This is a genomic window from Nonomuraea helvata (assembly GCF_039535785.1).
Classification (GTDB): domain Bacteria; phylum Actinomycetota; class Actinomycetes; order Streptosporangiales; family Streptosporangiaceae; genus Nonomuraea; species Nonomuraea helvata.
On sequence record NZ_BAAAXV010000001.1, the window covers coordinates 3,006,566 to 3,032,555 of the forward strand.

At 70.2% G+C, this 25,990-nt stretch carries 24 protein-coding genes; 11 read left to right on the forward strand and 13 right to left on the reverse strand.

Translation table 11 applies throughout. The features are described 5' to 3' along the window. Positions 1-51 precede the first annotated feature (51 nt). The 3 genes from ABD830_RS13920 to ABD830_RS13930 are packed head-to-tail and all read left to right on the forward strand — an operon-like array spanning position 52 to position 2,862. Positions 52-942 (forward strand): serine/threonine-protein kinase, encoded by an 891-nt coding sequence (locus ABD830_RS13920; protein WP_344987164.1) that lies wholly within the window; start codon positions 52-54, stop codon positions 940-942. Positions 943-999: 57 nt separating this feature from the next. After that, a complete protein-coding gene (locus ABD830_RS13925; protein ID WP_344987165.1) occupies positions 1,000-1,995 on the forward strand; it encodes a LacI family DNA-binding transcriptional regulator in 996 nt (331 codons plus the stop codon). Continuing rightward, on the forward strand, positions 1,996-2,862 hold the full coding sequence (locus ABD830_RS13930) for a phosphotransferase (RefSeq protein ID WP_344987166.1): 867 nt from the start codon (positions 1,996-1,998) through the stop codon (positions 2,860-2,862). A 9-nt stretch (positions 2,863-2,871) separates the two neighbouring features. Here ABD830_RS13930 and ABD830_RS13935 read toward each other — a convergent pair whose 3' ends face one another. Then, positions 2,872-3,630: an SDR family NAD(P)-dependent oxidoreductase gene (locus tag ABD830_RS13935; protein WP_344987167.1), complete on the reverse strand. Its 759-nt coding sequence runs from the start codon at positions 3,628-3,630 to the stop codon at positions 2,872-2,874. Between the two features lie 62 nt (positions 3,631-3,692). On the opposite strand from ABD830_RS13935, the gene ABD830_RS13940 reads away from it, so the two are divergent. Together ABD830_RS13940 and ABD830_RS13945 are read left to right on the forward strand one after the other, a co-directional pair. Beyond that, positions 3,693-4,664 carry an alpha/beta fold hydrolase gene (locus ABD830_RS13940; RefSeq protein ID WP_344987168.1) on the forward strand — a complete coding sequence of 324 codons (972 nt, stop codon included), beginning with the start codon at positions 3,693-3,695 and terminating at the stop codon, positions 4,662-4,664. Between the two features lie 128 nt (positions 4,665-4,792). Next, positions 4,793-5,665: a LysR family transcriptional regulator gene (locus ABD830_RS13945; RefSeq protein WP_344987169.1), complete on the forward strand. Its 873-nt coding sequence runs from the start codon at positions 4,793-4,795 to the stop codon at positions 5,663-5,665. 81 nt (positions 5,666-5,746) lie between these two features. On the opposite strand, the gene ABD830_RS13950 is transcribed toward ABD830_RS13945, so the two are convergent. The 5 genes from ABD830_RS13950 to ABD830_RS13970 all read right to left on the reverse strand — a co-directional run bounded on the left by ABD830_RS13950 (position 5,747) and on the right by ABD830_RS13970 (position 11,498). Next, on the reverse strand, positions 5,747-7,261 hold the full coding sequence (locus tag ABD830_RS13950) for a glycoside hydrolase family 13 protein (RefSeq protein ID WP_344987170.1): 1,515 nt from the start codon (positions 7,259-7,261) through the stop codon (positions 5,747-5,749). Positions 7,262-7,265: 4 nt separating this feature from the next. Beyond that, complete coding sequence (locus ABD830_RS13955) at positions 7,266-8,198, reverse strand: carbohydrate ABC transporter permease (RefSeq protein ID WP_344987171.1); 933 nt, start codon at positions 8,196-8,198, stop codon at positions 7,266-7,268. Continuing rightward, complete coding sequence (locus ABD830_RS13960; protein ID WP_344987172.1) at positions 8,195-9,061, reverse strand: carbohydrate ABC transporter permease; 867 nt, start codon at positions 9,059-9,061, stop codon at positions 8,195-8,197. Before ABD830_RS13960 ends, ABD830_RS13955 begins: the two co-directional genes overlap by 4 nt. Before the next feature lie 4 nt (positions 9,062-9,065). After that, complete coding sequence (locus ABD830_RS13965; RefSeq protein WP_344987174.1) at positions 9,066-10,415, reverse strand: ABC transporter substrate-binding protein; 1,350 nt, start codon at positions 10,413-10,415, stop codon at positions 9,066-9,068. Between the two features lie 93 nt (positions 10,416-10,508). Beyond that, the gene (locus ABD830_RS13970) at positions 10,509-11,498 is read right to left on the reverse strand and encodes a LacI family DNA-binding transcriptional regulator (RefSeq protein ID WP_344987175.1); all 990 of its coding nucleotides are present in this window, start codon (positions 11,496-11,498) and stop codon (positions 10,509-10,511) included. 239 nt (positions 11,499-11,737) lie between these two features. Here ABD830_RS13970 and ABD830_RS13975 point away from each other — a divergent pair, with 239 nt between their 5' ends. Continuing rightward, a complete protein-coding gene (locus tag ABD830_RS13975) occupies positions 11,738-14,995 on the forward strand; it encodes a discoidin domain-containing protein (protein WP_344987176.1) in 3,258 nt (1,085 codons plus the stop codon). A gap of 75 nt (positions 14,996-15,070) precedes the next feature. Here ABD830_RS13975 and ABD830_RS13980 read toward each other — a convergent pair whose 3' ends face one another. Further along, on the reverse strand, positions 15,071-15,949 hold the full coding sequence (locus ABD830_RS13980; protein WP_344987177.1) for a sugar kinase: 879 nt from the start codon (positions 15,947-15,949) through the stop codon (positions 15,071-15,073). A 188-nt stretch (positions 15,950-16,137) separates the two neighbouring features. Here ABD830_RS13980 and ABD830_RS13985 point away from each other — a divergent pair, with 188 nt between their 5' ends. The 3 genes from ABD830_RS13985 (at position 16,138) to ABD830_RS13995 (ending at position 18,442) form a co-directional block, all read left to right on the forward strand. Next, a complete protein-coding gene (locus tag ABD830_RS13985) occupies positions 16,138-16,872 on the forward strand; it encodes a hypothetical protein (RefSeq protein ID WP_344987178.1) in 735 nt (244 codons plus the stop codon). Between the two features lie 135 nt (positions 16,873-17,007). Then, positions 17,008-17,721, forward strand: a complete 714-nt coding sequence (locus ABD830_RS13990) for a DUF4344 domain-containing metallopeptidase (RefSeq protein WP_344987180.1) — start codon at positions 17,008-17,010, stop codon at positions 17,719-17,721. A gap of 16 nt (positions 17,722-17,737) precedes the next feature. Beyond that, positions 17,738-18,442, forward strand: coding sequence for a maleylpyruvate isomerase family mycothiol-dependent enzyme (locus tag ABD830_RS13995; protein ID WP_344987181.1), 705 nt, complete (start codon positions 17,738-17,740; stop codon positions 18,440-18,442). Between the two features lie 63 nt (positions 18,443-18,505). On the opposite strand, the gene ABD830_RS14000 is transcribed toward ABD830_RS13995, so the two are convergent. From ABD830_RS14000 to ABD830_RS14010, 3 genes are all read right to left on the reverse strand, one after another. Beyond that, positions 18,506-18,745, reverse strand: a complete 240-nt coding sequence (locus ABD830_RS14000; protein ID WP_344987182.1) for a DUF3040 domain-containing protein — start codon at positions 18,743-18,745, stop codon at positions 18,506-18,508. Positions 18,746-18,826: 81 nt separating this feature from the next. Beyond that, the gene (locus ABD830_RS14005; protein WP_344987183.1) at positions 18,827-19,072 is read right to left on the reverse strand and encodes a type B 50S ribosomal protein L31; all 246 of its coding nucleotides are present in this window, start codon (positions 19,070-19,072) and stop codon (positions 18,827-18,829) included. A 28-nt stretch (positions 19,073-19,100) separates the two neighbouring features. Continuing rightward, positions 19,101-19,862, reverse strand: coding sequence for an SDR family NAD(P)-dependent oxidoreductase (locus ABD830_RS14010; RefSeq protein ID WP_344987184.1), 762 nt, complete (start codon positions 19,860-19,862; stop codon positions 19,101-19,103). A 135-nt stretch (positions 19,863-19,997) separates the two neighbouring features. On the opposite strand from ABD830_RS14010, the gene ABD830_RS14015 reads away from it, so the two are divergent. After that, positions 19,998-21,158 (forward strand): MFS transporter, encoded by a 1,161-nt coding sequence (locus ABD830_RS14015; protein ID WP_344987185.1) that lies wholly within the window; start codon positions 19,998-20,000, stop codon positions 21,156-21,158. Between the two features lie 195 nt (positions 21,159-21,353). Then, complete coding sequence (gene recQ / locus ABD830_RS14020) at positions 21,354-23,165, forward strand: DNA helicase RecQ (RefSeq protein WP_344987186.1); 1,812 nt, start codon at positions 21,354-21,356, stop codon at positions 23,163-23,165. 76 nt (positions 23,166-23,241) lie between these two features. On the opposite strand, the gene ABD830_RS14025 is transcribed toward recQ, so the two are convergent. The 3 genes from ABD830_RS14025 to ABD830_RS14035 are packed head-to-tail and all read right to left on the reverse strand — an operon-like array spanning position 23,242 to position 25,891. Beyond that, positions 23,242-23,901, reverse strand: a complete 660-nt coding sequence (locus tag ABD830_RS14025) for a response regulator (protein ID WP_344987187.1) — start codon at positions 23,899-23,901, stop codon at positions 23,242-23,244. Beyond that, a complete protein-coding gene (locus tag ABD830_RS14030; protein ID WP_344987188.1) occupies positions 23,898-25,073 on the reverse strand; it encodes a sensor histidine kinase in 1,176 nt (391 codons plus the stop codon). The genes ABD830_RS14025 and ABD830_RS14030 overlap by 4 nt, the downstream gene beginning before the upstream one ends. Next, positions 25,070-25,891 (reverse strand): CPBP family intramembrane glutamic endopeptidase, encoded by an 822-nt coding sequence (locus ABD830_RS14035; RefSeq protein ID WP_344987189.1) that lies wholly within the window; start codon positions 25,889-25,891, stop codon positions 25,070-25,072. Before ABD830_RS14035 ends, ABD830_RS14030 begins: the two co-directional genes overlap by 4 nt. Between the last annotated feature and the right edge of the window lie 99 nt (positions 25,892-25,990).

Below are 25,990 nucleotides of genomic sequence, written 5' to 3' on the forward strand. Positions count from 1 at the left end.
GCCCTCGCGTGACGGTGTAGTTTTTTCCCGAAGGCTGCTGGGAGGGGCGGAATGGTCATCGGTGACCGCTATGAGCTCGACGACCTCCCTCTCGGGCAAGGCGGCATGGGCGCCGTCTACGCGGGCCACGACCGCCACCTCGACCGGCGGGTGGCGGTGAAGCTGCTCAGGGTGCCCAGCGGGCCGGATCACGAGCTCGAGCGCAGGTTCATCCGCGAGGCGCGCATCCTGGCCAGGCTGGAGCATCCGGGCGCCCCGGTCCTCTACGACTTCGGCACGCACGAGCAGCGGCTCTACCAGGTGATGCAGTTCATCGAGGGCGTCACGGTGGCCGACGTGGTGAGCGAGCACGGCCCACTGCCCGTGTCGTGGGCCGCCGCGATCGCCGCCCAGGCGTGCGCGGTGCTGTCGGCCGCCCACGCTCTGGCGATCTGCCACCGCGACCTCAAGCCGACGAACCTCATGCTCTGCCCCGACGGCAGCGTGAAGGTGCTCGACTTCGGGCTGGCCATGCTGCGCGACACCGACGTCACCACGTTCACGAGGATCGGGCAGATCCTGGGCACGCCGGCGTACATGGCTCCGGAGCAGATCCAGCACGGCGTCGCCGAGCCGCGCAGCGATCTGTACTCGCTGGGCTGCGTCCTGCACGAGATGCTGACCGGACGCCAGCTCTTCACCGGCCCCACCGACTACATGGTCTTCGAGAAGCAGGTCAAGGAGCGTCCGCCGGCCATCCCGGGGCTGCCGCCCGAGCTGGGCGCGCTGCTGTCGCAGCTGCTGGAGAAGCGGCCGGTCGACCGGCCCGCCAGCGCGAACGAGCTGTACGATCGGCTCGACCCGTTCGCGCTGGAGCTGCCCGTGCTGCCCGGCTTCCTCACCAAGGCCCCGAGCCCCGGACGCATGTACGCCCGCATGGCGGGCCGCGCGCTCAACGCCTGAGGGCGCTCTCCGGTACAGGGACTGTAGATTTCTGCCGTGCTCCCTCCTGGTGCTCCGATGAGACGCCCGACCCTCGAGGCGGTCGCCGCCCGGGCCGGCGTCTCGCGCGCGACCGCGTCCCGGGTCGTCAACGGACAGACGACGGTGGCGCCCCACATCCGCGACGCCGTGCAGCGCGCGATCGACGAGCTGGGCTACGTGCCCAACCCGGCCGCGCGCAGCCTGGTCACCCAGCGCACCGACTCGATCGCCCTGGTCGTCAGCGAGCCGGGCACCCGGGTCTTCTCCGAGGACCCGATGTTCTCCACGGCGATCAGGTCGGCGTCGATGGAGCTCGAAACGGTGAACAAGCAGGTCGTGCTGATGCTGGCCGCCTCCGCCAAGAGCCACGCGCGCGTGGAGCGTTACATCGCGGGCGGGCACGTCGACGGTGTCATGCTGATCTCCATGCACGGCGCCGACCCGCTGCCGTCCGCACTGTCCCGCCTTCCTGTCCCCGTGGTCTCGTACGGGCGGCCCGCCGTCCCGGTGGACATCCCGTACGTCGACAACGACAACGTGGGCGGGGCGGAGGCCGGGGTCCGGCACCTGGTGGGGTCGGGGCGCCGGAGGATCGCCACGATCGCGGGCCCGCAGGACATGATCGGCGGCCAGGACCGGCTGACCGGCTACCGCAACGTGCTGCGCGACTCCGACCTCCGCTCGATCGTCGCGGTCGGCGACTTCACGCGGGAGTCCGGCGCGGTCGCGATGCGCCGGCTCCTGCACGACGATCCCGACCTGGACGCCGTGTTCGTGGCCAACGACCTGATGGCGGTCGGCGCCCTGCAGTCGCTCCGCCAGGCCGGGCGCCGGGTGCCGGACGACGTGGCCGTGGTGGGCTTCGACGACATCGAGGCGGCGAAATACACCGAGCCGCCGCTGACGACGCTCAGGCACCCGGTGGCCGAGCAGGCGGCGGCCATGGTCCGGCTCCTGCTCAACCTGTTCGAGGGCGGACCGGCGGAGCCGGTGATCATGCCCACGGAGCTCGTGATCAGGGAGTCCGCCTAGATGACCTCAGACAGCACCGCCCTGGCCGCCGCCGTCTCGCTGGCCGAGGAGCACGGCGTCGAGGCGCGGGACCCGGTCGTGCTCAACGACTCGTTCAGCCTCCGGATCCACCTGCGTCCGGCGCCGATCGTGGCACGGGTGCCGACCGTGACCGGGTGGGGGCGGGCGCGGCCCGCCGACGCGTTGCGGCGCGAGCTGGACGTCGTGTCCTACCTGCACGGACAGGGCGTGCCGGTGGTGCCGCCGAGCGACCTGCTGCCTGCCGGACCGCATCTGCGTGACGGGTTCACGGTCTCCTTCTGGACGCACGTCGAACACGATCCCGGCTTCCGGATGAGCCCGGAGGTGGCCGGGCGGGCGCTCGCCGAGCTGCACGAGGCGCTGCGGGGTCTCCCCGGCGAGCTGCCCTATCTCGGGCCGGTGCTCGAGGAGCCGCTGCGGCTGCTGGAGCTGCTCGACGGGAAGGTCGCGCCCGACGCGCTGGCGCGGCTGCGGGAGGCACACGCGGGCCTGGCCGAACGGCTGGCGGGTCGGCCGCCGCAGGCCGTCCACGGGGACGCGCATCCCGGCAACCTCCTCGCCACTCCCGCCGGGCTGCTCTGGAACGACTTCGAGGAGAGCATGGCCGCCCCCGTCGAGTGGGATCTGGCCTGCCTGCTGCGCACGAGGCGGCTCGACGGGCGGGCGGCCGTACGCGCCTACGGGCGTGATCCCGATGATCCCGCGCTGCGTGACTTTCTGGCGGCGCGCGGGCTGCAGGGCACCCTGTGGGTGCTCATCAGGGCGCTGCGGCTGCCCTCTTTCGCCGCCGACGCCGACGCGGCGCTGCAGGCGTGGCTCCGCGACCCCAGCGGCGCGAGCCGCTGAGGAGGGCCGTCAGACCGGGATCACGCCGCCGCGCGGGCCGAGGAAGTAGCCACCGGTGACGTCCAGGACGTGACCGGTGATCCACCGGGACTCCTCGCTCGCGATCAGCGCCACGGCGTCCGCGATGTCCTCGGGACGGCCGATGCGGCCCAGCGCCGTGACCTCGGTGACCGAACGCTCGCCGGTGCCGTCGTCCGCGCGCAGCCAGGCGTTCATGTCCGTCCGCGTGACCCCTGGGGAGACGGTGTTCACGGTGATGTTCCGCTCGCCGAGGAGAGGGGCCAGGCTGAAGCCCAGCGTGTCGAGAGCTCCCTTGGTCATCGAGTAGACGAGGTCGGGGAGGGCGATGCGGACGACGGCGGAGGAGATGTTGATGATCCGGCCGCCGTCGTTGAGCAGTGGGAGGGCGCGCTCGATGATGAAGTACGGCGCCCGCACGTTCACGGCGAAGACCCGGTCGAACTGCTCCTCGCTCACCGTGCCCAGCACGCCGCCCAGGATGGCGGCGTTGTTGACCAGGATGTCCAGCCGCTCCCCCGCGATGCCCTCGAACAGCGCGTCCACGCCGTCCTCGAACGCGGCCTTCACCGCGTACGCCTGCCCGCCCGCGCCCTCGATGGCGGCCACCGTCTCCTTGGCCAGGTCGTCGTTCCTGGCGTAGTGAACGATCACCCGGGCCCCGCCGGCGGCCAGGCGCTCGGCGATGGCCCGTCCGATGCCGCGCGAGGCTCCGGTTACCAATGCGGTCTTTCCTGACAGATCTCTCATGCGCTCCATCGTGGGGCGCGACTCTCCCACCCGTCCAAGACCCGCTGTTATAGCTTTTTGCTATGGATACACAGACACACCGGATGGTGTCTTCCCCGGCGGGCCGGATCCATCTGGTCGAGCAGGGGGCCGGCCCGCTCGTGCTGCTGGTGCACGGATTCCCCGAGTCCTGGTACTCCTGGCGTCACCAGCTACCGGTGCTGGCCGCCGCCGGATACCGGGCAGTGGCGCTGGACGTGCGCGGGTACGGCCGCTCGTCCAAGCCGGAGGCGATCGCGGCCTACCGGATGCTGGAACTGGTCGAGGACAACGTCGCGGTGGTGCACGCCCTGGGCGAGGAGAGCGCGACCATCATCGGTCACGACTGGGGCGCGCCCATCGCCGCCAACAGCGCCCTGGTACGGCCCGAGGTCTTCACCGCCGTCGGCCTGCTGAGCGTGCCCTACACTCCCCGGGGCGGGCGCCGGCCCAGCGAGTCCTTCGCCCAGATGGGCGGCGAGGAGGAGTTCTACGTCAGCTACTTCCAGGAGCCCGGTCGCGCCGAGGCCGAGATCGAACCGGATGTCCGCGGCTGGCTGGCCGGCATCTACGCCGCGCTCTCGGCCGACACCATGCCCGCTCCCGGCCTGCCCCACCCCCTTTTCGTGGCCGACGGCGGCACGCTCCGCGACCGGTTCCCCAGCGGCCCGCTGCCGTCCTGGCTCAGCCCGGACGACCTGGACGTCTACGCCGCCGAGTTCGAGCGGACCGGCATGAGCGCGGCGCTCAACCGCTACCGGAACATGGACCGGGACTGGGAGGACCTCGCCCCCTGGGAGGCGGCCCCCATCACTCAGCCGTCCCTGTTCATCGGCGGCGCCCGCGATGCTTCCGCCACCTGGCTGGCCGGCGCCATCGACGTCTACCCCACTACCCTGCCGGGCCTGGTCTCCTCCCACATCCTCGAGGGAGCGGGCCACTGGATCCAGCAGGAACGTCCCCATGAGGTCAACCGGCTCCTGACCGACTGGCTCGCCTCTCTGCCGGCCGCCTGAACCCGTCCGAGGCGCTCACTCTGTCGATGTCCTTGGGATGGAAGTCCGGCTGTCACGGGTTGTCCACAGTGCGGCCAGGTCTTCCCGTCGCTCCGTTCTCTTTAGCGATCATGCAAAGGAACAGCTCGATGACTTCCATAGAGGCGCTCAGAAGATTCGTGGTCGTCGCCGAGGAGCTGAGCTTCACCCGGGCGGCGGCCGACCGGCTGTTCATCTCGCAGCCCTCGTTGAGCAGGCAGATCAGGCAGCTGGAGCTCAGCCTGCGAGCCAGACTGTTCGAGCGCGACCACCGTACCGTGACGTTGACGGCGGCGGGGGCGGCGCTGCTGCCCGAGGCCCGGCGGATCGTCGAGCAGTGGGAGAGCGCGCAGCGGGCGGTCGCGGCGGCGCGCGAGGACCGGACGCTGGTCGTCGGGTTCCAGACGCGGATCGGGCGCGGGCTCGTGCCGTCCATCTCGTCCGCACTGCCCTGCTGGGAGCTGCGCTTCCGGCAGGTGCCGTGGCACGACCCCACCGTGGGGCTGGGTGACGGGCAGGTCGACGTGGCCGTCGCGTGGCTGCCCGTACCCGACACCGGCGAGTACGAGTGGACGGTGGTGAGCACGGAGGAGCGCTGGGTGGCGCTGTCCGCGAGCCATCCGCTGGCCACCCGCCCCGAGGTCACGCTCTCCGATCTGACGGAGGAGCCGTTCGTGGCGATGCCGGCCTCGGCCGGGCCCATGCGGGACTTCTGGCTCGCCGGCGACCAGCGGTCGAAGCCGGCGGTCGTGGGGGCGGAGGCGGAGACGGCCGAGGAGGCGTTCGAGCTGGTCGCGTCGGGGCGGGCCGTGGTGCTGGTCTCGGCCGGGAACGCCGAGCTCTACCGGCGCGACGACGTCGTGAGCAGGCCGGTGGCGGGTCTGCCGCCGAGCAGGCTCGCCATCGTCTGGCGGCGGAGCGACCGGCGGCCGGCCGTGCGGACGCTGGTGGAGGTGTTCGTGACCTGCATGTGCGCTGTCTGAGCGATCCATGTCGACCATCCCGGCGACTGGTTCGCGTGGCTCTGCCTCGCGGATGCCGTCGCCGGGCTGGTCGCGCTGCGGTCAGTCCCGCGTGAGCCAGGCCGTGGTGTCGGTGGGAAGGGCCCCCTCCTCCAGCGCGCCGCTGGCCAGGAGGAGCCGTCCCGCGGGTAGCGCCACCGGGTCGGTGCTCAGGTTGGTGACGCAGGTCAGGCCCGAGTCGCGGGTGAAGGCCAGGACCTCGCCACCCAGCGGCAGCCAGGTCAGGGTGCCGTCCCCCAGCAGGTCACGGCGCAGGCGCAGGGCGTCGCGGTAGAGGTTGAGCATCGAGCCCAGGTCCGTACGCTGCGCCTCGGCCGTCAGCTTGCGCCAGCTCTCCGGCTGCGGCAGCCACGGCGTGCCCGTGCCGAAGCCGAACGGGGGCTCGTCGCCGGACCACGGCAGCGGGATGCGGCAGCCGTCCCTGCCCGGGTTCGTCCCGCCCGACCGGGCGTACATCGGGTCCTGGCGGAGCTCGTCCGGAAGGTCCTCCACCTCCGGCAGGCCCAGCTCCTCGCCCTGGTAGACGTAGACCGAGCCGGGGAGCGCCATGGCGAGCAGGGCCGCGGCCCGCGCGCGGCGGTAGCCCAGCTCCAGGTCGGACGGGGTGCCGTGGAGCCGGCCTCCGTGCTCGAACGCGGTGTCCTCGCGACCGTACCGGGTGACCGGGCGCGTCACGTCGTGGTTCGACAGGACCCACGTCGGAGGGGCGCCGATGGGCGTGTGGGTGGCGAGGGTCAGGTCGATGACCCTGCGCAGTTCCGCCGGATCCCACGGGCAGGACAGGAAGTCGAAGTTGAAGGCCGTGTGGAGCTCGTCGGGGCGGAGGTAACGCGCGAAACGCTCCTGGTCGGGGAGCCAGACCTCCCCGATCAGGATGCGCTCGCCGTACTCGTCGGCCACCTCGCGCCACCGACGGTAGACGTCGTGGACCTCGTCGAGGTCTTCGTAACCCGTGTCCGACTTGATCAGCAGGGCCGCGGAGTCGATGCGCACGCCGTCCACGCCCCGGTCGAGCCAGAAGCGCAGCACGTCCTCGAACTCCTGGTGGACCTCCGGATTGCCCCAGTTGAAATCCGGTTGTTCCGGAGCGAACAGGTGCAGGTACCACTGGCCGTCCGGCACCTGCGTCCAGGCCGGGCCGCCGAAGATCGACTGCCAGTCGTTGAGCGGCTCGTCGCTGAACCAGAAGCGGTCCCTGGCGGCCGGGTCCGCCAGTGCCTCCTTGAACCAGGCACTCTCCGTGGAGCTGTGGTTCGGCACCACGTCGATGATGACCCTGATGCCGAGGTCGTGCGCCTCCTCGATGAACCGCTCCGCCTCGGCGAGCGTGCCGAAGACCGGCTCGATGCCGCGGTAGTCGGCCACGTCGTAGCCGCCGTCGGCCATCGGCGACGGATACCACGGGTTCAGCCACATGGCGTCGATCCCGAGATCCTTCAGGTACGGCAGGCGGGAGCGCAGGCCGGCGAGGTCGCCGACGCCGTCACCGTTCCCGTCGGCGAAGCTACGCAGGTAGACCTGGTAGATCGCGGCCCCCCGCCACCACGTTTGCGACATGCGCTTATCCCTTGATGCTTCCGGCGGTGAGCCCCGCCATGATGTGCCGTTGGAAGATGAAGAAGACGATGATCATGGGGATGCCGGCGATGACCAGGCCGCCCATGACCTGGTTCTGGGTCACCGCTCCGGCCGTCTGCGACAGGCCCACGCTGATCGTCATCTTGTCGCTGTCGGTCATGACCAGCAGCGGCAGGACGAAGTCCTTGAACGCGGTGACGATCGTGAAGATGGAGACCACGCCCAGGATCGGCCTGGAGACCGGCAGCACGACCGACCACAGCACCCTCAGCGGGCCCGCGCCGTCGATCTGCGCCGCCTCGATCAGCTCCCGCGGGATGGAGTCGAAGAACCGCTTGAGCAGGAAGATGTTGAAGCCGTTCGCCGCCGCGGGGAACCACAGGCCCCAGGCATTGTTGAGCAGCCCCAGGTCCACGATCGTGACGTAGAGCGGGATGAGGATGACCATCGGCGGGATCATCAGCGTGGCCAGCATCGCGCCGAGGATCACGTTGCCGAACATCGGGCGGAGCTTCGACAGCGCGTACGCCGCCGTGACGTCCACCGCCATGGAGAACAGCCAGGCGCCCAGCGCGTAGTACGCGGTGTTCGCCAGCAGCGTGCCGATGTCGAACAGGTCCCACGCCTCGAAGAACGCACCCAGCGTCGGGTCGGCGGGGACGAGCGTCGGCGGCATCTGGGCGATCTCCTCCGGCGTCTTCATGGCGCCGGTGATCATCCAGTAGAGCGGGAAGACGAAGGCCAGGGTGAAGGTCACGATGACCGCGACGAGCACGAGCCAGTAGATCCGCCTGCCCCACTTGCTGTTGAGCTGGTGCGGCGAGACGATCGTGCGGAACTGCACCTGGATCGGTTTCGGCGACCTCTTCGTCTCCCGCCGCCGTCCAGTAGCGGAACGCGCGCCAACGGCGATCATGCTCTGTCCTCACGGGTCGTCCTGAGCTGGATGGCCGCGAAGACGAGGAGCGCGAGCATGAGCAGCATGCCGAGCGCGCCCGCCTGGCCGTAGTTCATCTGCGAGAAGGCGAACTGGTACATCAGGTACGCGACGGAGACCGTGGCGTTCTCCGGGCCGCCGCCGGTCAGCATGTACGGCTCGATGAACACCTGCATGGTCGCCACGATCTGCAGCATCAGCATGAGCAGCAGGATCAACCGGGTCTGCGGGATCGTGACGTGCCTGATCCGCTTGAAGATCCCGGCCCCGTCCAGTTCGGCGGCCTCGTACAGCTCGGGCGCGATGTTCTGCAGCGCCGCCAGGTAGATGAGCGTCGCGCTGCCCATGTTCATCCAGGTCGAGACGAGAACGAGGGAGATCAGGGCGGTCGACGACGAGTCCAGCCACGCCAGCGGCGGCAGGTGGAGGAAGTCCAGGACCTGGTTGAACAGCCCGGGCCCGGGATCGTAGAACCACCTGAACAGCAGCACCGCCACGATCGGCGGCAGCATGACCGGCAGGTAGACCACGAACCGCAGGTAGGCCCGGGCGTGACGCAGCTCGTTGAGCACGAGCGCGACGACGAACGGCACGGCATAGCCGCACAGCAGCGCGAGCAGCGTGAACTCCACGGTGTTCAGCCAGGCCTCGCCGAAGGCCGGGTCCTGGACGGCCGCCTTGAAGTTGTCCAGCCCCACCCAGGTGGGCGGGTTGATCAGGTCGGTCTTCTGGAAGCTCAGGATGAACTCCCTGACCATCGGATACCAGGCGAACACCGTGAAGCAGAACAGCGCCGCGCAGAGGAACCCGTAGGCCGTCAGATTGCGCCTCAAGATCCCCATAAGGTCAGCCCTTGGCCGCCAGCATGGCGTCGGCCTTGGTCTCGGCGTCGGCCAGGAGCTGGTCGATGCCGGCGTCCTTGCGGCTCAGCACGCCCGACATGACCACGTCGAGGATGGCGTACAGCTCCTGCGCGTGGACCGGCTCGGCCTTCGGCGGGACGGTCGCGGCGGCCTGCACGTACGGGTCGTAGTTCTGGACCGGCAGCGAGGCGTTCTTCACCCGGTCGGCCTGGATGGCCTTGCCGGTGGCCGAGTCGCCGTAGACGTCGTTGTCGGGCACGCCGACCGGGTTGCCGTTGGCCTTGCCGCGGGCGAAGTCGAAGCGACCCTTGCCGACCGTGTTGAAGCGGAAGTCGACCCACTCCAGGGCCGCCTTGGCCTCCTCAGGGGTGGCCTTCGGGTTGACCATGAACGCCTCGCCGCCGCTCAGCGACGCCTTGGCCTCGGGGAAGCCGGTGATGCCGTAGTCGGCGACGTTGCCCTTGAACTTGTTGACCACGTCGGTGACCACGTCGGGCGCGCCCAGCATCATGCCGACCTTGCCGCTGCCCATCGCCATCATCAGCGACTCCCAGCCGACCAGGAGCTTGTTGCCCATGCTGTTGTCCACCCAGCGCATGTCGTGCAGGTTCTGCAGCACGGCCTTGCCCTCGGGCGAGTTGAACGCGGCCTTCTTGTTGTCGGGGGTCAGGATGGCGCCGCCGCGGCCGTAGATGGCCTGGGTGAAGTGCCAGCCGCCGGTGTTGCCGCCGGAGTACTCGCCGTAGCCGACGTAGCCGGGGCCGAGCGCGGCGATCTTCTTGGCCGCCTCGCGGACCTCGGCCCACGTCTTGGGCGGGGTGTTCGGGTCGAGTCCGGCCTTGGTGAACAGGGCGCGGTTGTAGACCAGGCCGACGCTGTAGTGGACGTTCGGCACGCCGTACACCTTGCCGTCCTTGGTGACCAGCTCGCGGACGTCGGCGCGCAGGTCGTTCCAGTTCTTGACGGCGCCGGTGTACTGCGTGATGTCGAGCGCCTGGCCCTGGGCGATGACGTCGGCGTAGTTGGTCACCGGGACCACGAAGACGGTCTCCATCTGGCCGCCGGCCAGCTTGGGGCCGAACGTCTTGGGGTCGAAGCACGGCTGCTGGTCGGTGCTCTTGACCGTCACGCCGGGGTGCGCCTTCATGAACGCGGCCACGTCGTCGTCCCAGGCCTGCCGTTCCTTCGGCGCGGACCTGGCGGGCTGGCACGCCACCGTGATCGTCACGGCCTTGGCACCGCCCGCCGACGGGGTGGCGGGCTCGCCTGAGCCACAGGCTGTGGCCGAGATGCCGAGCACGGATACGAGCAAGAGTCCGGTGGATCTCCGCATGGTCTGACCCTTCTGATGCGAGGTGCCCACACCATAGGATCGCGGACCGAAGCGCGCAATATTTCGACTGACTATTGCAAGATAACGACTAGATCACGTCCGGGCGCGGGCAGTGGAGGAGCGGACCACGAGCTCCGGCTCGAAGAGGAGCTCGTCCGCCGGCACCACCGCCTTGTCGATCTGCGCGACCAGCAGGTCCACGGCGGCCCGGCCCATGGCGTCGATGGGCTGGCGGACGGTGGTCAGCGGCGGCTCGGTGCAGTTCATCAGCGCGGAGTCGTCGAAGCCGATGACCGAGATGTCCCCGGGCACGGCGAGGCCGGCGCGGCGGGTCGCCCTGATGGTGCCGAGCGCGAGCAGGTCGCTGGCACAGATGACGCCGGTCACCCCCCGCTTGACCAGCCGGGCGGCGGCCGCGTGCCCGCCCTCCAGCGAGAACATGGTGTGCTCGACCAGCTCGGGGTCCCCGCCCTCCGCCTGGAACGTCTCCAGCTTGCGCCGCGACGGCATGTGGTCCTTGGGCCCGAGCACCATGCCGACCCGCTCGTGGCCGAGCGCGCGCAGGTGGGCCAGGGCCATCTCGGCGGCCACCGCGTCGTCGCAGGAGACCTGCGGGAAGTCGAGGTGCCGGACGGCCGCGTTCACCAGCACGGTGGGCAGCTTGCGCTCGTGCAGCAGCTCGTAGTGCCCGTGCGAGGCGTCGGCCTGGGCGTACAGGCCGCCGGCGAAGACGACGCCGCTGACCTGCTGCTGGAGCAGCAGATCCACGTAGTCGGCCTCGGAGACGCCACCGACCGTGCGGGTGCAGAGCACCGAGGTGAACCCCTGCTGGGCCAGCGCCCCGCCGACCACCTCCGCGAAGGCGGGGAAGATCGGGTTCTGCAGCTCGGGGAGGACGAGGCCGACCAGCCGGGCCCGGTCGCCGCGCAGCTGCGTCGGGCGCTCGTAGCCGAGCACGTCGAGAGCGGTCAGCACCGCCTCGCGGGTCGCGTCGGACACCCCGGGCTTGCCGTTGAGCACACGGCTCACGGTCGCCTCGCTCACCCCGACCTTCTTGGCCACCTCTGCGAGTCGTCGCGTCATGCGCAAACTATACGGCCTTCGACGCAAACGCTTGCAACGGCTTACGTGGACAGGACGTCGGGCCTTGCGCGGCCTTCACGGCGAACTTCCTGCACCCGGGCACTTCCTGACCAGCAGAGAGACGCCTCGTCCCACAATCCTGGTCAGTCAATTGCTTGCGCAATGTCGTCGAAATATTGCGGTCATCTGCTCGACATCCTATGGTTCGGCCAACCCGCCTTACCCGAAGGGCCACCCCCATGAGAGCACTGTTAGCCGCCCTTTCGTTACTCGTCGGACTCCTGGCCACGCCCGCGTACGCGGCCGACACCAACCTCGCCGCCGGCAAGGCCGCCACTGCCAGCAGCTTCACCGACGTCTACACCGCTGCCAACGTCACCGACGGCAACCAGGCCACGTACTGGGAGTCGGCCAACAACGCCCTTCCGCAGTGGGTCCAGGTCGATCTCGGTGCCGGCGCGAGCATCAACAAGCTCGTGCTCAAGCTGCCGTCCGGCTGGCCGAGCCGTACGCAGACGCTGACCGTCCAGGGCAGCACGAACGGCTCCGGCTTCAGCACGATCGTCGCCTCGGCGACCTACACGTTCAACCCGACCGCGACGATCACCTTCGCCGCCACGACCGCCCGCTACGTCCGGCTGCAGATCACCGCGAACACCGGCTGGCCGGCGGGCCAGCTCTCGGAGTTCGAGGTGTGGGGCGGCGCGACGGAGAACCCGGGCGCCAACCTGGCCGTCGGCAAGCCGATCACCGAGTCCTCGCACACCCACACGTACGTGGCCGCCAACGCCAACGACGACAACCCCCAGACCTACTGGGAAGGCGCCGCCTACCCCAACACCCTCACCGTGCAGCTCGGCGGCAACGCCGACCTGACGTCGATCACGCTCAAGCTCAACCTCGACCCGGCCTGGGCGAGGCGCACCCAGAGCATCCAGGTCCTCGGCCGTGAGCAGAGCGCCACCGGCTTCACCAACCTCGTCTCCTCGGCCACGTACACCTTCGACCCGGTCACGGGGAACTCGGTGACCATCCCGGTCACCGCCAAGGTCGCCGACGTCCGGCTGCAGATCACCGCCAACTCCGGCGCCCCGGGCGGGCAGGTGGCCGAGTTCCAGATCTTCGGCACGCCGTCGGCCAACCCCGACCTGACGGCGGGCAACCTCACGTCGAGCCCGGCCGCGCCGGTCGAGACCGACGCGGTCACGCTCTCCGCCACGGTCAGGAACGCCGGGACCGCCGGCTCGGCCGCCACCTCCGTGACCTTCTACGCGGGCACGACCAAGGTCGGCAGCGCGGGCGTGGGTGCGCTGGCCGCAGGGGCGTCGACCACTGTGTCCACAAATATCGGGACCAGGGACGCCGGGACCTACCAGCTCTCCGCCAAGGTGGACGAGGACAACAAGGTCATCGAACTGAACGAGGCGAACAACACCGCCACCGGCACGCTGACCGTGAAGCCGGTCGACACGGCCGACCTGATCGCCTCCTCCGTCGCGTGGACGCCCGGCAACCCCGCCGCGGGCAACACGGTGACGTTCTCCGTGGCGATCAAGAACCAGGGCACGGTCGCCGCCGGCGGCGGCTCCCACGGCATCACGCTCACCGTGACCAACGACTCGGGCACCGTCGTCAAGACGCTGACCGGCTCGGCCGCCGGCGCCATCGCTCCGGGCGCCACCACGAGCCCGGTCAGCCTGGGCCCCTGGACGGCGGCCAACGGCAAATACACGGTCAAGACCGTGCTCGCCGACGACCCCAACGAGCTGCCGGTCAAGCGCGCCAACAACACCAGCGAGTCGCCCCTCTTCGTCGGCCGCGGCGCGAACATGCCGTACGACACCTACGAGGCCGAGGACGCCGTGATCGGCGGCGGCGCGGCCCGCGTCGGCCCGAGCAGGGAGATCGGCACGATCGCCGGCGAGGCCTCCGGGCGGCGCGCGGTGACGCTCAACCAGACCGGCGCGTACGTCGAGTTCACCACCAGGGCGGACACGAACACCCTGGTCACCCGCTTCTCCATGCCCGACGCCGCGGGCGGCGGCGGTCTCGACTCGACCCTCGACATCTACGTGAACGGCACGTTCCTCAAGGCCGTCAACCTGACCTCCCGCTACGCCTGGCTCTACGGCCCCGAGGCCGGGCCGGGCAACTCCCCCGGCTCGGGCCCGCCCAGGCACATCTACGACGAGGCGAACGTGCTGCTCGGCACCACCGTGCCGAAGGGCAGCAAGATCAGGCTGCAGAAGGACGCGGCCAACGGCCAGACGTACGCGATCGACTTCGTGGACTTCGAGCAGGCGACCCCGATCGCCAACCCGGACCCGGCGAAGTACGCCGTACCGGCCGGATTCACCCAGCAGGACGTCCAGAACGCGCTCGACAAGGCCCGCCAGGACACCGGCCTGGCCGGCGTCTACCTGCCCCAGGGCGACTACCAGACCTCCGGCAAGTTCCAGGTGTACGGCAAGCCCGTCAAGATCGTCGGCGCCGGCCCCTGGTTCACCCGGTTCCGCTCCCCCAGCGGGCAGGAGAACACCGACGTGGGCTTCCGCACGGAGGCCTCGGCCAACGGCTCGACGTTCGCGAACTTCGCCTACTTCGGCAACTACACCTCGCGCATCGACGGCCCCGGCAAGGTGTTCGACTTCTCGAACGTGGCCGACATGACGATCGACAACGTCTGGGCCGAGCACCAGGTGTGCCTGTACTGGGGCTCGAACACGGACAACATCACGATCAGGAACTCGCGGATCCGCAACCTGTTCGCCGACGGCCTGAACATGACCAACGGCAGCACCGGCAACCACGTCACGAACGTCGAGGCCAGGGCCACCGGCGACGACAGCTTCGCGCTGTTCTCGGCCACCGACAACAACCCCGGCGAGCAGACCGGCAACGTCTTCGAGAACCTGACCTCGCTGCTCACCTGGCGGGCCTCGGGCGTGGCCGTGTACGGCGGCTACGACAACACGTTCAGGAACATCTACGTCGCGGACACGCTGACCTACCCGGGCGTCACGATCAGCTCGCTGGACTTCGGGATCCCGATGAACGGGTTCGGCGCGAGCCCGCCGACGACGTTCGACAACATCTCGCTGGTCCGGGCCGGCGGGCACTTCTGGGGGCAGCAGACGTTCCCGGCGCTGTGGCTGTTCTCCTCCTCCAAGGTGTTCCAGGGGATCCGCGTCAACAACCTGGACATCGTGGACCCGACGTACAGCGGGATCATGTTCCAGACCGGCTACTCCGGCGGCGCGCCGCTGAACCCGGTCAAGGACACGGTCCTGACGAACGTGTCGATCAGCGGTGCGCAGAAGATCGGCGACGCCTTCGACGCCAAGTCCGGGTTCGGCATCTGGGTCAACGAGCTGCCCGAGCCGGGGCAGGGCCCGGCCGTCGGGTCGGCCACGATCGACAACCTGAGGTTCGGCAACAACTACCAGAACATCAAGAACACGACCTCGACCTTCACCCTGACCACGAACTCCTCATAGGAAACCTGCTCGGACTGCCGCTACGGCCTCGACGGCGGCACGAGAGAGGTGCGGCGGACCGGGCGAGCAGGCTTCCTATGAGGAGAGCTCATTCCTGGTGGGCAGCCCCTGCCAGTCACTCACGCTGGTCACCGCGGCGGCGCTCAGCAGCGCCCCGCGGTGCAGGCGTTCCTGGGGGATGAGGCCGTCGAGGGCGGCGCTGATGTAGCCGGCCGCGAACGCCTCCCCCGCGCCCGCCGTGTCCACGATGGGGACCTGCCAGCCCGGGACGTCGTACCGCATCCGGTCGGCGCGCACGCTCGCGCCCTTCGCGCCGCGGTCCACCACGACCTCGCGCTCCGGCGTGAGCGCGGGCTTGACCAGGTCGAGCTCGTCCTGGCGGAGGAAGAGCAGGTGCGAGGCGCAGGCCAGCTCGCTGAGCACGTCCTCGGCCTCGCGTACGGACGGCCACAGCTCGGGGACGTAGTCGACGGAGAAGGAGATCATCACGTCGGCGTTCCTCGCGGCACTCACGGCGGTGCGCACCGCCTCGAGTGTGTCCCGGCCGAGGCCGGCCGTGAGACCGGTGACGTGGAGCATCTTCGACGCGGCGATCCGGTCGATGGGCACATTGCCCGGCGCGAGCCGCGAGCCGGCCGAGCCGGCGCGGTACTGCGTCACTCTCAGTTCGCGGCCGACGCGGATCTCCCTGAGGATCAGTCCCGTACGCAGCCCTTCGGACACACGCATGTCCGCGACGTCCACGCCCTCGCCCTTGAGCGCGGTGAGCACCCTGGCGCCCAGCTCGTCGTCGCCCACTTTGCCCAGGTACGCGGATCGGTGTCCGAGTCGGGCCAGCGCGACGGCCAGCGTGAACTCGGGGCCGCACACGTCCAGCCGGGCCTCGCTCTCATGGCGGACCCGGCCACTGGATACGACGCCGAGGGACTCGCCGAGCGTGTAGACGTCGGTCATGGGCCAGACTGTACTTGATCGTGTGGTTCTGGATGGATTTTCGCCCATAACCGCTGGATAACGCCGTGATCAAATATTTTTTCAAATTTTAGCCAACCTTTCCCCCATCACATGGCTCAAAGTAGTACGGGGAGCCGGCCGCCCCGAGCCGGCTCCGAGTCAATACGGGGAGAGGAATCAGCACCCTCATGAGAAAGATCGCACTGGGTATCGCCTCCGCCATTGTCGGTGGAGCCATGCTGCTGTCGGGCGCGGGGGCCGCCTCGGCTGCCACCAAGGCCGACACGCAGCTCAAGATCCGGGACATCACGCCCAACCCGGTCGTGGTCAAGGCCGGAGCCGAGACGACCGCCTACTTCGACATCGGGGCCAGCTCCGACGTCAAGAAGGTCGAGCTCAGCGTGGCGCCCGACAGCGTCCGCACGCTGCGCGCCAAGGACGTCAGGGACCTCGAGGGCTGGCGCTTCGCCGTCGGCTTCACCGATGGGGATGCCACTGGTAAGTGGAGCGCCACCGCCGTGGCCTTCGACAGCGCCGGCAAGGAGATCGCCAAGGACACGGCGTACTTCTCGGTCGAGCTCGAGAAGGGCAAGGCCGCGACGCGCATCACGAGCTTCAGCGCCGACCCGTACAAGATCCGCAAGGGCAAGAGGATCGAGTTCTCCGGCCGTCTCCAGGTTGACGACGAGGGCTGGGAGGGCGTTCGCGGCGAGAGGGTGAACGTCTTCTTCCGCGCGAACGGCTCCAGCGGCTGGAAGTGGGTCGCCTCCGCCAACACCAGGTGGGGCGGTAAGTTCTACGCCTCGACGCGCGCCTACAAGAGCGGCACGTTCAGGGCTGTCTTCGCCGGCGACGACGACCTGCAGGGTGCCACGAGCCGCACGGACTACGTGCGGGTCTACGGCCCCTGGTGGCGTCGCTAGTCCATAACACGAAGGCCCGGCTCCCTCAGGGAGCCGGGCCTTCGGCTTTCCCGAACCGGCATGCAGGTTTAGCGATCTCCCATCCCGCGCATGGACTGTCGCATTGCGCCGACCGACCCCCGAAGGAGCCCCCGCATGCCGCTTCCCCTCATCACCCTCGTCCTGAGCATGACGAGCACGCTGGGAGCGGCCCCCTCGCCGGAGCTGTCGGTGAGCTACGAACAGCCGGGCTCCTCCCGGGCCGAACAGGCCAGGAAGCTGCTCAAGGACAGCGGCGCGCTGGAGACCGGGATCCGGCTGCCCGCGCCGGTCAAGGTGGTCGCGCGTGACTGCGACGCGGCGGAGCCGCCCGGGGCCACCTGGGACCACGCGGAGCGCCGGATCACCATCTGCTACCAGCTGGTCGACCATGCCCGGCGCGTACTGGACGGCATCTCCGAGACCGAGGAGTCCGACACCGGCACCAGCTCCGCCCGCGTCGAGGCGGCGCTGTCCGTGCTCTTCCACCACGAGCTCGGCCACGCCCTGACCACGCTCAACGGCCTGCCCGACAGCGACGCGCAGGCCGACCAGTTCGCGGCGCTGACGCTCCCCGCCGACGCGCCCGAGCGCGTGGTGGCCGCCGCCGAGGCCCGTCACCTGCTCGCCGGCCACACCGGCATCGAGGGGCTGCCGGGGCCGGACGAGTCCGCCACGTTCTCCTGCCTGCTGTACGGCGCCGACCCCGGCAAGTACCGCCGCATCGCCAAGGGCGGATGGGTGCCGCCCGAGCGGGCGCCTTCGTGCACGGACGAGTACAACCGGGTCAGGTCCGCCATCGGTTCCATGGCCGTGAAAGCAGGCACATAGCGGGTAGCGTCCGAGTATGGCCGACGACCTGCTCAAAGACTTCAATCCGTTCGACATCTTCGACGCCGAGGCGGCGCGGCTCGACCGGTTCTTCAGCGGGCTCGACGAGGCCGGCTGGCAGCGGCCGTCCCGCTGCGAGGGCTGGTCGGTACGGGACGTGCTGGCGCACCTGGCCGGAGAGGAGCTCTACAACCACGCCTGTCTCGACGGGACCGTAGAGGATCTGCTGACCCGGCTCTCCACGTCCGGCGTGGCCGGGTACAACGACTTCAACGAGTGGTCGGTGCGACAGCGGCGCGACCTGCCCGTGGAGGACGTGCTCGAGGAGTGGCGGACCAAGAACGGCGAGACGCGGCGGCGCATGCGGGAGCTCGGGCCCGACGCGCAGATCGACACGATGGCCGGGCCCTATCCGTGCGGCCTGCAGGCCTTCCACTACTCCTCCGAGTACGCCACCCACGCCGACGACGTCGGCGCGCCCGTCGCCGACTCCGAGGCCGACGACAGGACGTTCTGGCGGGTGGCCGTGGGGCGGTTCGTGCTGGCGGAGCAGGAGGCCAAGGTGCAGGTGGAGCAGACGGCCGACGAGATCTGGGGCGCCGTGAACGGGGTCACCGCCTCGCTGTCGTACCCGGAGTTCGTGGAGGCCACGGTCGGGCGCCTGCCCGCCTCGCACGGGATCGAGCCGCGTATCGTCTCCGCCCTGAGGTGCCTCGCCTGACGACCGGAGGATCGGGGGCCCGGGGTTCGGGGGGGTCCGGGGGTCCGGCAACGGCGGCGGGGGTCAGGTGGTCAGGACGGCCAGCAGGAGCAGCACGATCATCAGCGCCCCGACGGCGAAGATCATCCAGACGTGTGCCAGCGCCCACATGCGCAGGCGATCACCGTACGCCTGGGGGAAGATGTCCCCGTCGGACTCGATCTTGTTGATCGCCGCGACACGCTTGGCCAGCTCGGGGTCCTCTCGCTCAAGGGCCTGCTCGATCTCAGCGAGAATGCGGCGTTCCTTTCCAGAGAGACTCATCGCCATCACCACTGCTCCGATGCCGGTGACCCCCTTTTACCCACCAGTAGCGCAGGCATGCCCGCCTGTTCCGGACAGACGTCACTTCCTCCCATAACGCTGGTTGAAGCGCTCGACGCGACCCGCGGAGTCGAGAATGCGGCCGCGGCCGGTGTAGAAGGGGTGGCTGGCGGACGAGACGTCCACGTCGACGACGGGGTACGTCCTGCCGTCCTCCCACTCGACGGTCTGATCGGAGGCGAGGGTGGAGCGGGTGAGGAAGGCGTAGCCGACGCTGGGGTCGCGGAAGACGACGGGACGGTACGCGGGGTGCAGGTTCTTCTTCATGCCCCTCTCAACCGGGCGACAACGGTTTTCATTCCCGCGCTTCCGGATCGAGTCCGAGCACCGTACGCCCGCCGTCCACGGGGATGGTGGCGCCGTTGACGAACGCGGCCTCGTCCGAGAGGAGATGCGCCACGACGGAAGCCACCTCCGCAGGGCTGGCGACCCGGCCCAAGGGGTGCAGCCTGGCGAGCTGCTCCTCGACCGCCTGGCGCCCCTCGGGCGTATGGGAGGCCAGGAACGCCTCGTACCGCTCCGTGGCCACCGAGCCCGGGGCCACGGCGTTGACCCTGATGCCGTGCCTGCCGTACTCCACGGCCAGCGACCTCGTCAGGCCCTCCGTGGCGGCTTTGGCGGTCGCGTACGGGAGGCTGCCGGGCACCGCCCTGGTGGCTTGGTGCGAGGTGATGTTGACGATGGCGCCGGGCGTACCGGCCGCGAGAAAGTGGCGCACGGCGGTGGCACAGCCCACGACGGCGAGGTCGAGGTTCGCCGTGATCAGGGCCCTGACCTCGGAGATCGGCTCGGAATGGACGGACGCGTCCCGGAACACGGCCGCGTTGTTGACCCAGCCGCGCAGGGTGCCCGATTCCTGGGCCAGATCGGCGGCCCAGGCGGCGACCTCCTCGTCGGCCGCGTCGCCGATCACGGGGACGACCCTGGGGCCGGCCCAGGAGAGCGCGTCGGGGTCGCGTTCGACGGCCACGACGGTGTCCTTCTCGCCGAGCAGCCGTCCTACCACGGCCTTTCCAATTCCGCGTCCGCCGCCGGTCACGACGTAGGAAAAACTCATGACTCGACGTTATTCCTATTTCACAATCCGTTTGCACTGATCGGATGAAGTGACTTTTATCACTGTATTTCCCCCCGGTGAACGGGAACTATTCTCGGCGTGGTCGACACAGCCGGCTCGAAGTCCCATGTTTGGATGATCGGCGCACTCTCTATCACGCAGACCGCCGGTTACGGCGTGCTCTATTACGCTTTCTCTGTGTTCATCCCGCCGATGTCCCGCGACCTGCACGCGGGCGTCGCGCAGCTCACCGGGGCGATCACGCTGGCCGTGCTGGTGTCGGGGGTGGTGGCACCGGTCATCGGGCGCTGGCTGGACCGTCACGGCGGCCGCGGACTGATGACCGTGGGCTCGGCGCTCGGCGGTCTGGCGGTGCTGGCGTGGTCCCAGGTGCGCTCCGTCACGCAGCTGTACCTGGTCTGCGGGGTGCTGGGCCTGGCGTCGGCGATGGTGCTGTACGAGGCGGCGTTCGCGGTGATCGTGGCCTGGTTCGACGCGACCAGGCGGGCGCGCGCGTTACTCGCGGTGACGGTCGTGGCGGGGTTCGCGTCCACCATCTTCCTGCCGCTGACAGGCTTTCTCGTCCACCTGTACGGGTGGCGGCAGGCGCTGGTCATCCTGGCCGTCGGATACGTGCTGACCTCGGTCCCGCTGCACGCGCTGGCGGTGCGGAGCCGGAGGACGCCGCCGCGTGCCGACCGGCGTGAGATCGTCGGGGCGGCACTGCGCGAGCGGCCCTTCTGGCTGCTGGCGGCGGCCTTCCTCACCCAGACGGGCGCGGCCGCGGTCATGGGGATACTGCTGGTCACGTACCTGATCGCCCTCGGACATCCGCCCGTGTTCGCGGCCGGCGCGGCGGGGCTGCTCGGGGTGCTGTCCGTCACCGGGCGGCTCGTCACCACGGGGTTGCAGGGGCGGTGGCCGGTGGCCCTGACCACTGCCGTCATGTTCGGGCTGCAGGGGCTGGCGGCGGTGCTCCTGCCCCTGGTGGGGCGGAGCCTGCCGGGGGCCGTGGCCGCCATCGTGCTGTTCGGGCTGGGGTTCGGGGTGGCGACCATCGCCCGGCCCGCGCTGCTGGCCGACCGGTACGGCACGGGGGCGTACGCGTCGCTGAGCGGGGCGCTCGCGCTGCCCATCACGGCGGCCAAGGCGGTCGCGCCGCTGCTGGCGGCGGGGATCGCCCAGTTCGCCGGGTACCCGGCCGTCATGGGGGCGGTGGCGGCGGCATGCGCGCTCGGCGCCCTCTCCCTGGTGGCCTACGACCGCGGCATCCGCCCAGGCCCTGCCCCCGCCTGATCACCTCTTTCCGTCCGCGCCCCGCACCTGCACCCTCCCACCACACGAGCGGGGTGGATGGGGAAGGCCGCGGTGGCGCGGTTACCGGGATCGGTCGGGCAGACTGGTGGGGCGCCGTCCGGAGGCCGCAGGCGGGTCCGATCGCCGTGGGCGGAACTCACGAAACGTTCACCCCCGAACACGTAAGGTAGCCGCATGGATACCCCCACCGAGGTTCTGCACCGCGTGTTCGGCTACGACTCGTTCAGGGCGGGACAGCAGGAGATCATCGACCATGTCGTGACCGGCGGCGACGCGCTCGTCCTCATGCCCACCGGCGGCGGCAAATCGCTCTGCTACCAGATCCCCGCGCTGGTGCGGCGTGGCGTGGGGGTGGTCATCTCCCCGCTGATCGCGTTGATGCAGGACCAGGTCGACGCGTTGCGCGCGCTCGGCGTGCGGGCGGGGTTCCTCAACTCGACGCAGGACTTCGACGAACGGCAGCTGGTCGAGTCCGAGTTCCTGGCCGGCGAGCTCGACCTGCTCTACCTCGCCCCCGAGCGGCTGCGGGTCGACGCCACGCTGCGGTTGCTGAGCAAGGGCGAGATCTCGGTGTTCGCCATCGACGAGGCGCACTGCGTGGCGCAGTGGGGGCACGACTTCCGCCCCGACTACCTCGAGCTGTCCACGCTGCGCGAGCGCTGGCCGGAGGTGCCGCGCATCGCGCTGACCGCCACCGCCACCCCGGCCACCCATGCCGAGATCTCCTCCAGGCTCGGCCTCGACCAGGCCCGCCACTTCGTCGCCGGCTTCGACCGGCCCAACATCCACTACCGCATCACGCCCAAGAGCGAGCCCAAGCGGCAGCTGCTGGAGTTCCTGCGCACCGAGCACCCCGGCGAGTCGGGCATCGTCTACTGCCTGTCGCGCTCCTCGGTCGAGAAGATCGCCGAGTTCCTGGTGGACAACGGCATCGCGGCGGTGCCGTACCACGCGGGGCTCGACGCCCGCACCCGCGCCACCCACCAGGCCCGGTTCCTGCGGGAGGACGGGCTGATCGTGGTGGCCACGATCGCGTTCGGCATGGGCATCGACAAGCCCGACGTGCGCTTCGTCGCCCACCTCGACCTGCCGAAGTCGGTCGAGGGCTACTACCAGGAGACCGGGCGCGCGGGCCGCGACGGTCTGCCCGCCACGGCGTGGATGGCGTACGGCCTCCAGGACGTCGTCCAGCACCGCCGCATGGCCATGGAGGGCGACGAGGCACACCGCCGCCGCCAGGTGCTCCATCTCGACGCCATGCTGGCGCTGTGCGAGACCGTGGGCTGCCGCCGGGTGATGCTGCTCGACTACTTCGGGCAGAAGGGCGCCGAGCCGTGCGGAAACTGCGACACCTGCCAGACGGCGCCGGAGTCGTGGGACGGCACGATCGCCGCCCAGAAGGTGCTCTCGACCGTGCTGCGGCTGGCACGGGAGCGGCGGCAGAAGTTCGGGGTGGGGCAGGTGGTCGACATCCTGCTCGGCAAGAAGACGGCCAAGGTGCTGCAGCACGGCCACGAGACGCTGTCCGTGTTCGGGGTGGGCGCGGACCTCGGCAACGCGGAGTGGCACGGCGTGGTGCGGCAGCTGCTGGCGCAGGGGCTGCTGGCGGTGGAGTCCGACTACGGGGCGCTGGTGCTGACCGACGCCAGCGCGGCGGTGCTGCGAGGGCAGCACGAGGTGCTGCTGCGCCGCGACACCCTGCGCCCGGTCCGGGCCAAGGCGGCGGCTTCTGCCAAGGACAAGGCGGTGGCCGAGCTGTCCGCCGACGCCGCCCCGCTCTTCGAACGGCTCCGCTCGTGGCGGGCCGCCACGGCGAAGGAGCAGGGGGTGCCCGCCTATGTCATCTTCCACGACGCGACGTTGAGGGAGATCGCCACCGTCCGGCCGTCCTCGGTCGTCGAGCTGAGCGGGATCAACGGCGTCGGGGAGAACAAGCTGGCGAAATACGGGGAGCAGCTGCTTGAGGTCCTCCGCGAGGACGCCTGAGGCACCGGGCGCAGCGGGCCGGGCAGTGCGCTCAGGCCACAAGGCCTTGCGCCTCAGGCCACCAGACCCCTGTGCCTCAGGTCACCAGGCCCCTGCGGTAGGCGTAGACCACCGCCTGCACGCGGTCACGCAGGTCGAGCTTGGTCAGGATGCGCGACACGTACGTCTTGACGGTCTCCTGGCTGAGCACCAGCGTGGCGGCGATCTCGCTGTTGGACAGGCCGTCGGCGATGAGGCGCAGCACCTCCAGCTCGCGCGGGGTCAGCGCGGTCTCGTCGGGCGTGTCCTGGGCCGGGCGGATCCGGGAGGCGTACCTGCCGACGAGCTGCCGCGTCACCTCGGGAGCCAGCAGCGCGGCGCCCGAGGCGACCGTGCGGATGCCGTGCAGGAGCTGCGCCGGCGGCGCGTCCTTGAGCAGGAACCCGCTTGCCCCCGCACGCAGCGCCTCGTAGACATACTCGTCCAGGTTGAACGTCGTCACCACGAGTACCTTGATCGGATTCTCGACCCCCGCGCCGGCCAGCAGGCGGGTCGCCCCGATGCCGTCGAGCACCGGCATCCGCACGTCCATCACCACGATGTCGGGGCTCAGCCGGTGGGCGAGGTCGACCGCGGCGCGGCCGTCGCCGCACTCGCCCACCACCTCCAGGTCCGGCTGCGCATCGATGATCGTCGCGAACCCGGTGCGGATCAGCGCCTGGTCGTCGCAGACCAGAACCCGGACCGGCGAGCTCACGACCGGCTCCCCGCGGGGATGCGGGCCCGTACCACGAAGCCGCCGCCCGCCTGCCGGTCGGCGCTGAACTCGCCGCCCAGGGCGTCCACCCGCTCGCGGAGCCCGGCCAGGCCCCGCCCGCTCCCGCCGGGAGAGGCGGCCCTGGAGCCGGCGCCGTCGGTGCTGGAGCCGGGGCCGTCGGTGCTGACCACCACGCTGATCTCCTTCTCGCCGTAGCGCACCCGGACCGCGGTGGGGCTGCCGTGGGCGTATTTGAGGGCGTTCGTCAGGGCTTCCTGGACGACCCTATAGGTCACGAACTCGGCGCTGCCCGCCGATTCCGCCGGGCTGCCCTCCTCGGCGAACTCCACCGGCTGCCCGGCTTGGCGGGTCTGCTCCACGAGCGTGTGGAGCTCGCCGGCGGACGGCATGCTGACGTCGGTGTCGTGATCGGCTTTGAGCAGGTCGAGCATGTGCCGCAGGTCGGTGATGGCCCGCCGGCCGGTGTCGGTGATCGCGCTCAGCGTCGCGTCGAGGCGATCCGGCGCGGCCGTCAGGTAGCGGGCCGCCTCGGCCTGCACGACCATCGCCGTCACGTGGTGTGTCACGACGTCGTGGAGCTCGCGGGCGATCCGGGTGCGTTCGGCGGCGCGGGTGGCCTCGGCGACGTGGCGGCGGCGTTCCGCCTCGGTGGCGCGGGTGGAGCGCAGCCAGGCCCCGATGCCCCACGCGAGGGCGAGGGCCAGGTAGAACACCACGTACCCCTCCACCTTCTCGCTCGCGCCGAGCCGGGCGAGCGCGAGCGCCAGCGGCACGTACGCCATGGAGAGGAGGACCACGGTGACGCGCCGGTGACGCTCCAGGTGGGCGCCCGCGCTGATGAGCGCGATGGGCATCGCGTTGCTCGCGAACACGTGGTAGGCGTGGAGCTGGTCGAGGACGAAGCCGAGCGACACCAGGGCCAGGCACACGGCCGGCCACCGCCGGCGCACGGCGAGCGGAAGGGACTCCAGGGCGATCACCACGAACGCCAGCGCGTCGAAGGGCCGGGCCGGCAGGTCGCCGACCTGCGTCCCCTTGCCGTGGAGCGCCGGCAGGAGCGATACGACGGCCAGCAGCAGGCCGAACGGTAAATCCCGGACCACGGCGTCGCTCCGCCGCCACAGGTCCGTGACCCGCCGTAGATCGATCACTGGGCGAGCGTAGCGGTCGCGCCGCGCCGGATCGGGACCACGTTGCCGCGCCGGCGGGCCAGCCACATGAACACGACCGTCAGCAGCAGGCCGAACACCACCGCGTACGGGCTCGCCTCCGGCCCGAACTCGCCGCCCGTGAGCAGGGCCGGGCCCGACGTCACGCCGTGCAACAGCCCCTGCGTCGCACCGTTGCCCGAGACCTCGGCGCTGAAGATGCCGGCCGCCGCGAAGTTCCAGCCGAAGTGCACGCCGATCGGCACCCACAGGGTGCGGGTGGCGGCGTAGGCGGCGGCGAGCATGCCGCCCGCCTCGACCGCGACGGCGATCGCGCCCCACAGGTTGGCGTGCGGGTTGAACAGGTGCGACAGGCCGAACAGCAGGCCGGTCAGCGCCAGCGCCGGCCACGTCCCCGTGCGTTCCTCGACGATCCTGAACAGGATGCCGCGAAACAGCACTTCCTCCGTCACCGCGGCGGCGGCCATGAAGCCGAGCAGCCCGACCGCGCCCGCCACCGAGCCCTGGCCGTCGATCCGGTAGCCGCCCACGAGAGCGATGTTCGCGATGACGGCCGCGAACAATGCGACCCCGATCAGCGCCCCTCGCGCGATGGCGCGGGCGGCGCCCTGCGCCGCCACCTCCACCGGTGCCCGGCGCTCGGACCACCGCACCATGCGGGCGTACACGAGCACGGTGAGCACGGCCGTCGCGACGCCGAAGAGCAGGGTGAGGAGCGAGCTCCCCTGCACCGCGCCCACGATCGCGCTCCCTGCGAAGGCGACCACCGCGACGGGCACGAGCTGTTTCAACAACCGCATGACGACTCCCTTACCTGGGGGGACTCCGCGACGGGGCACCGCCGCTACGCCGAGAAACGCTAGGGATCCGGCGGCCTGGAATCGTCCCCGCACGGTGGA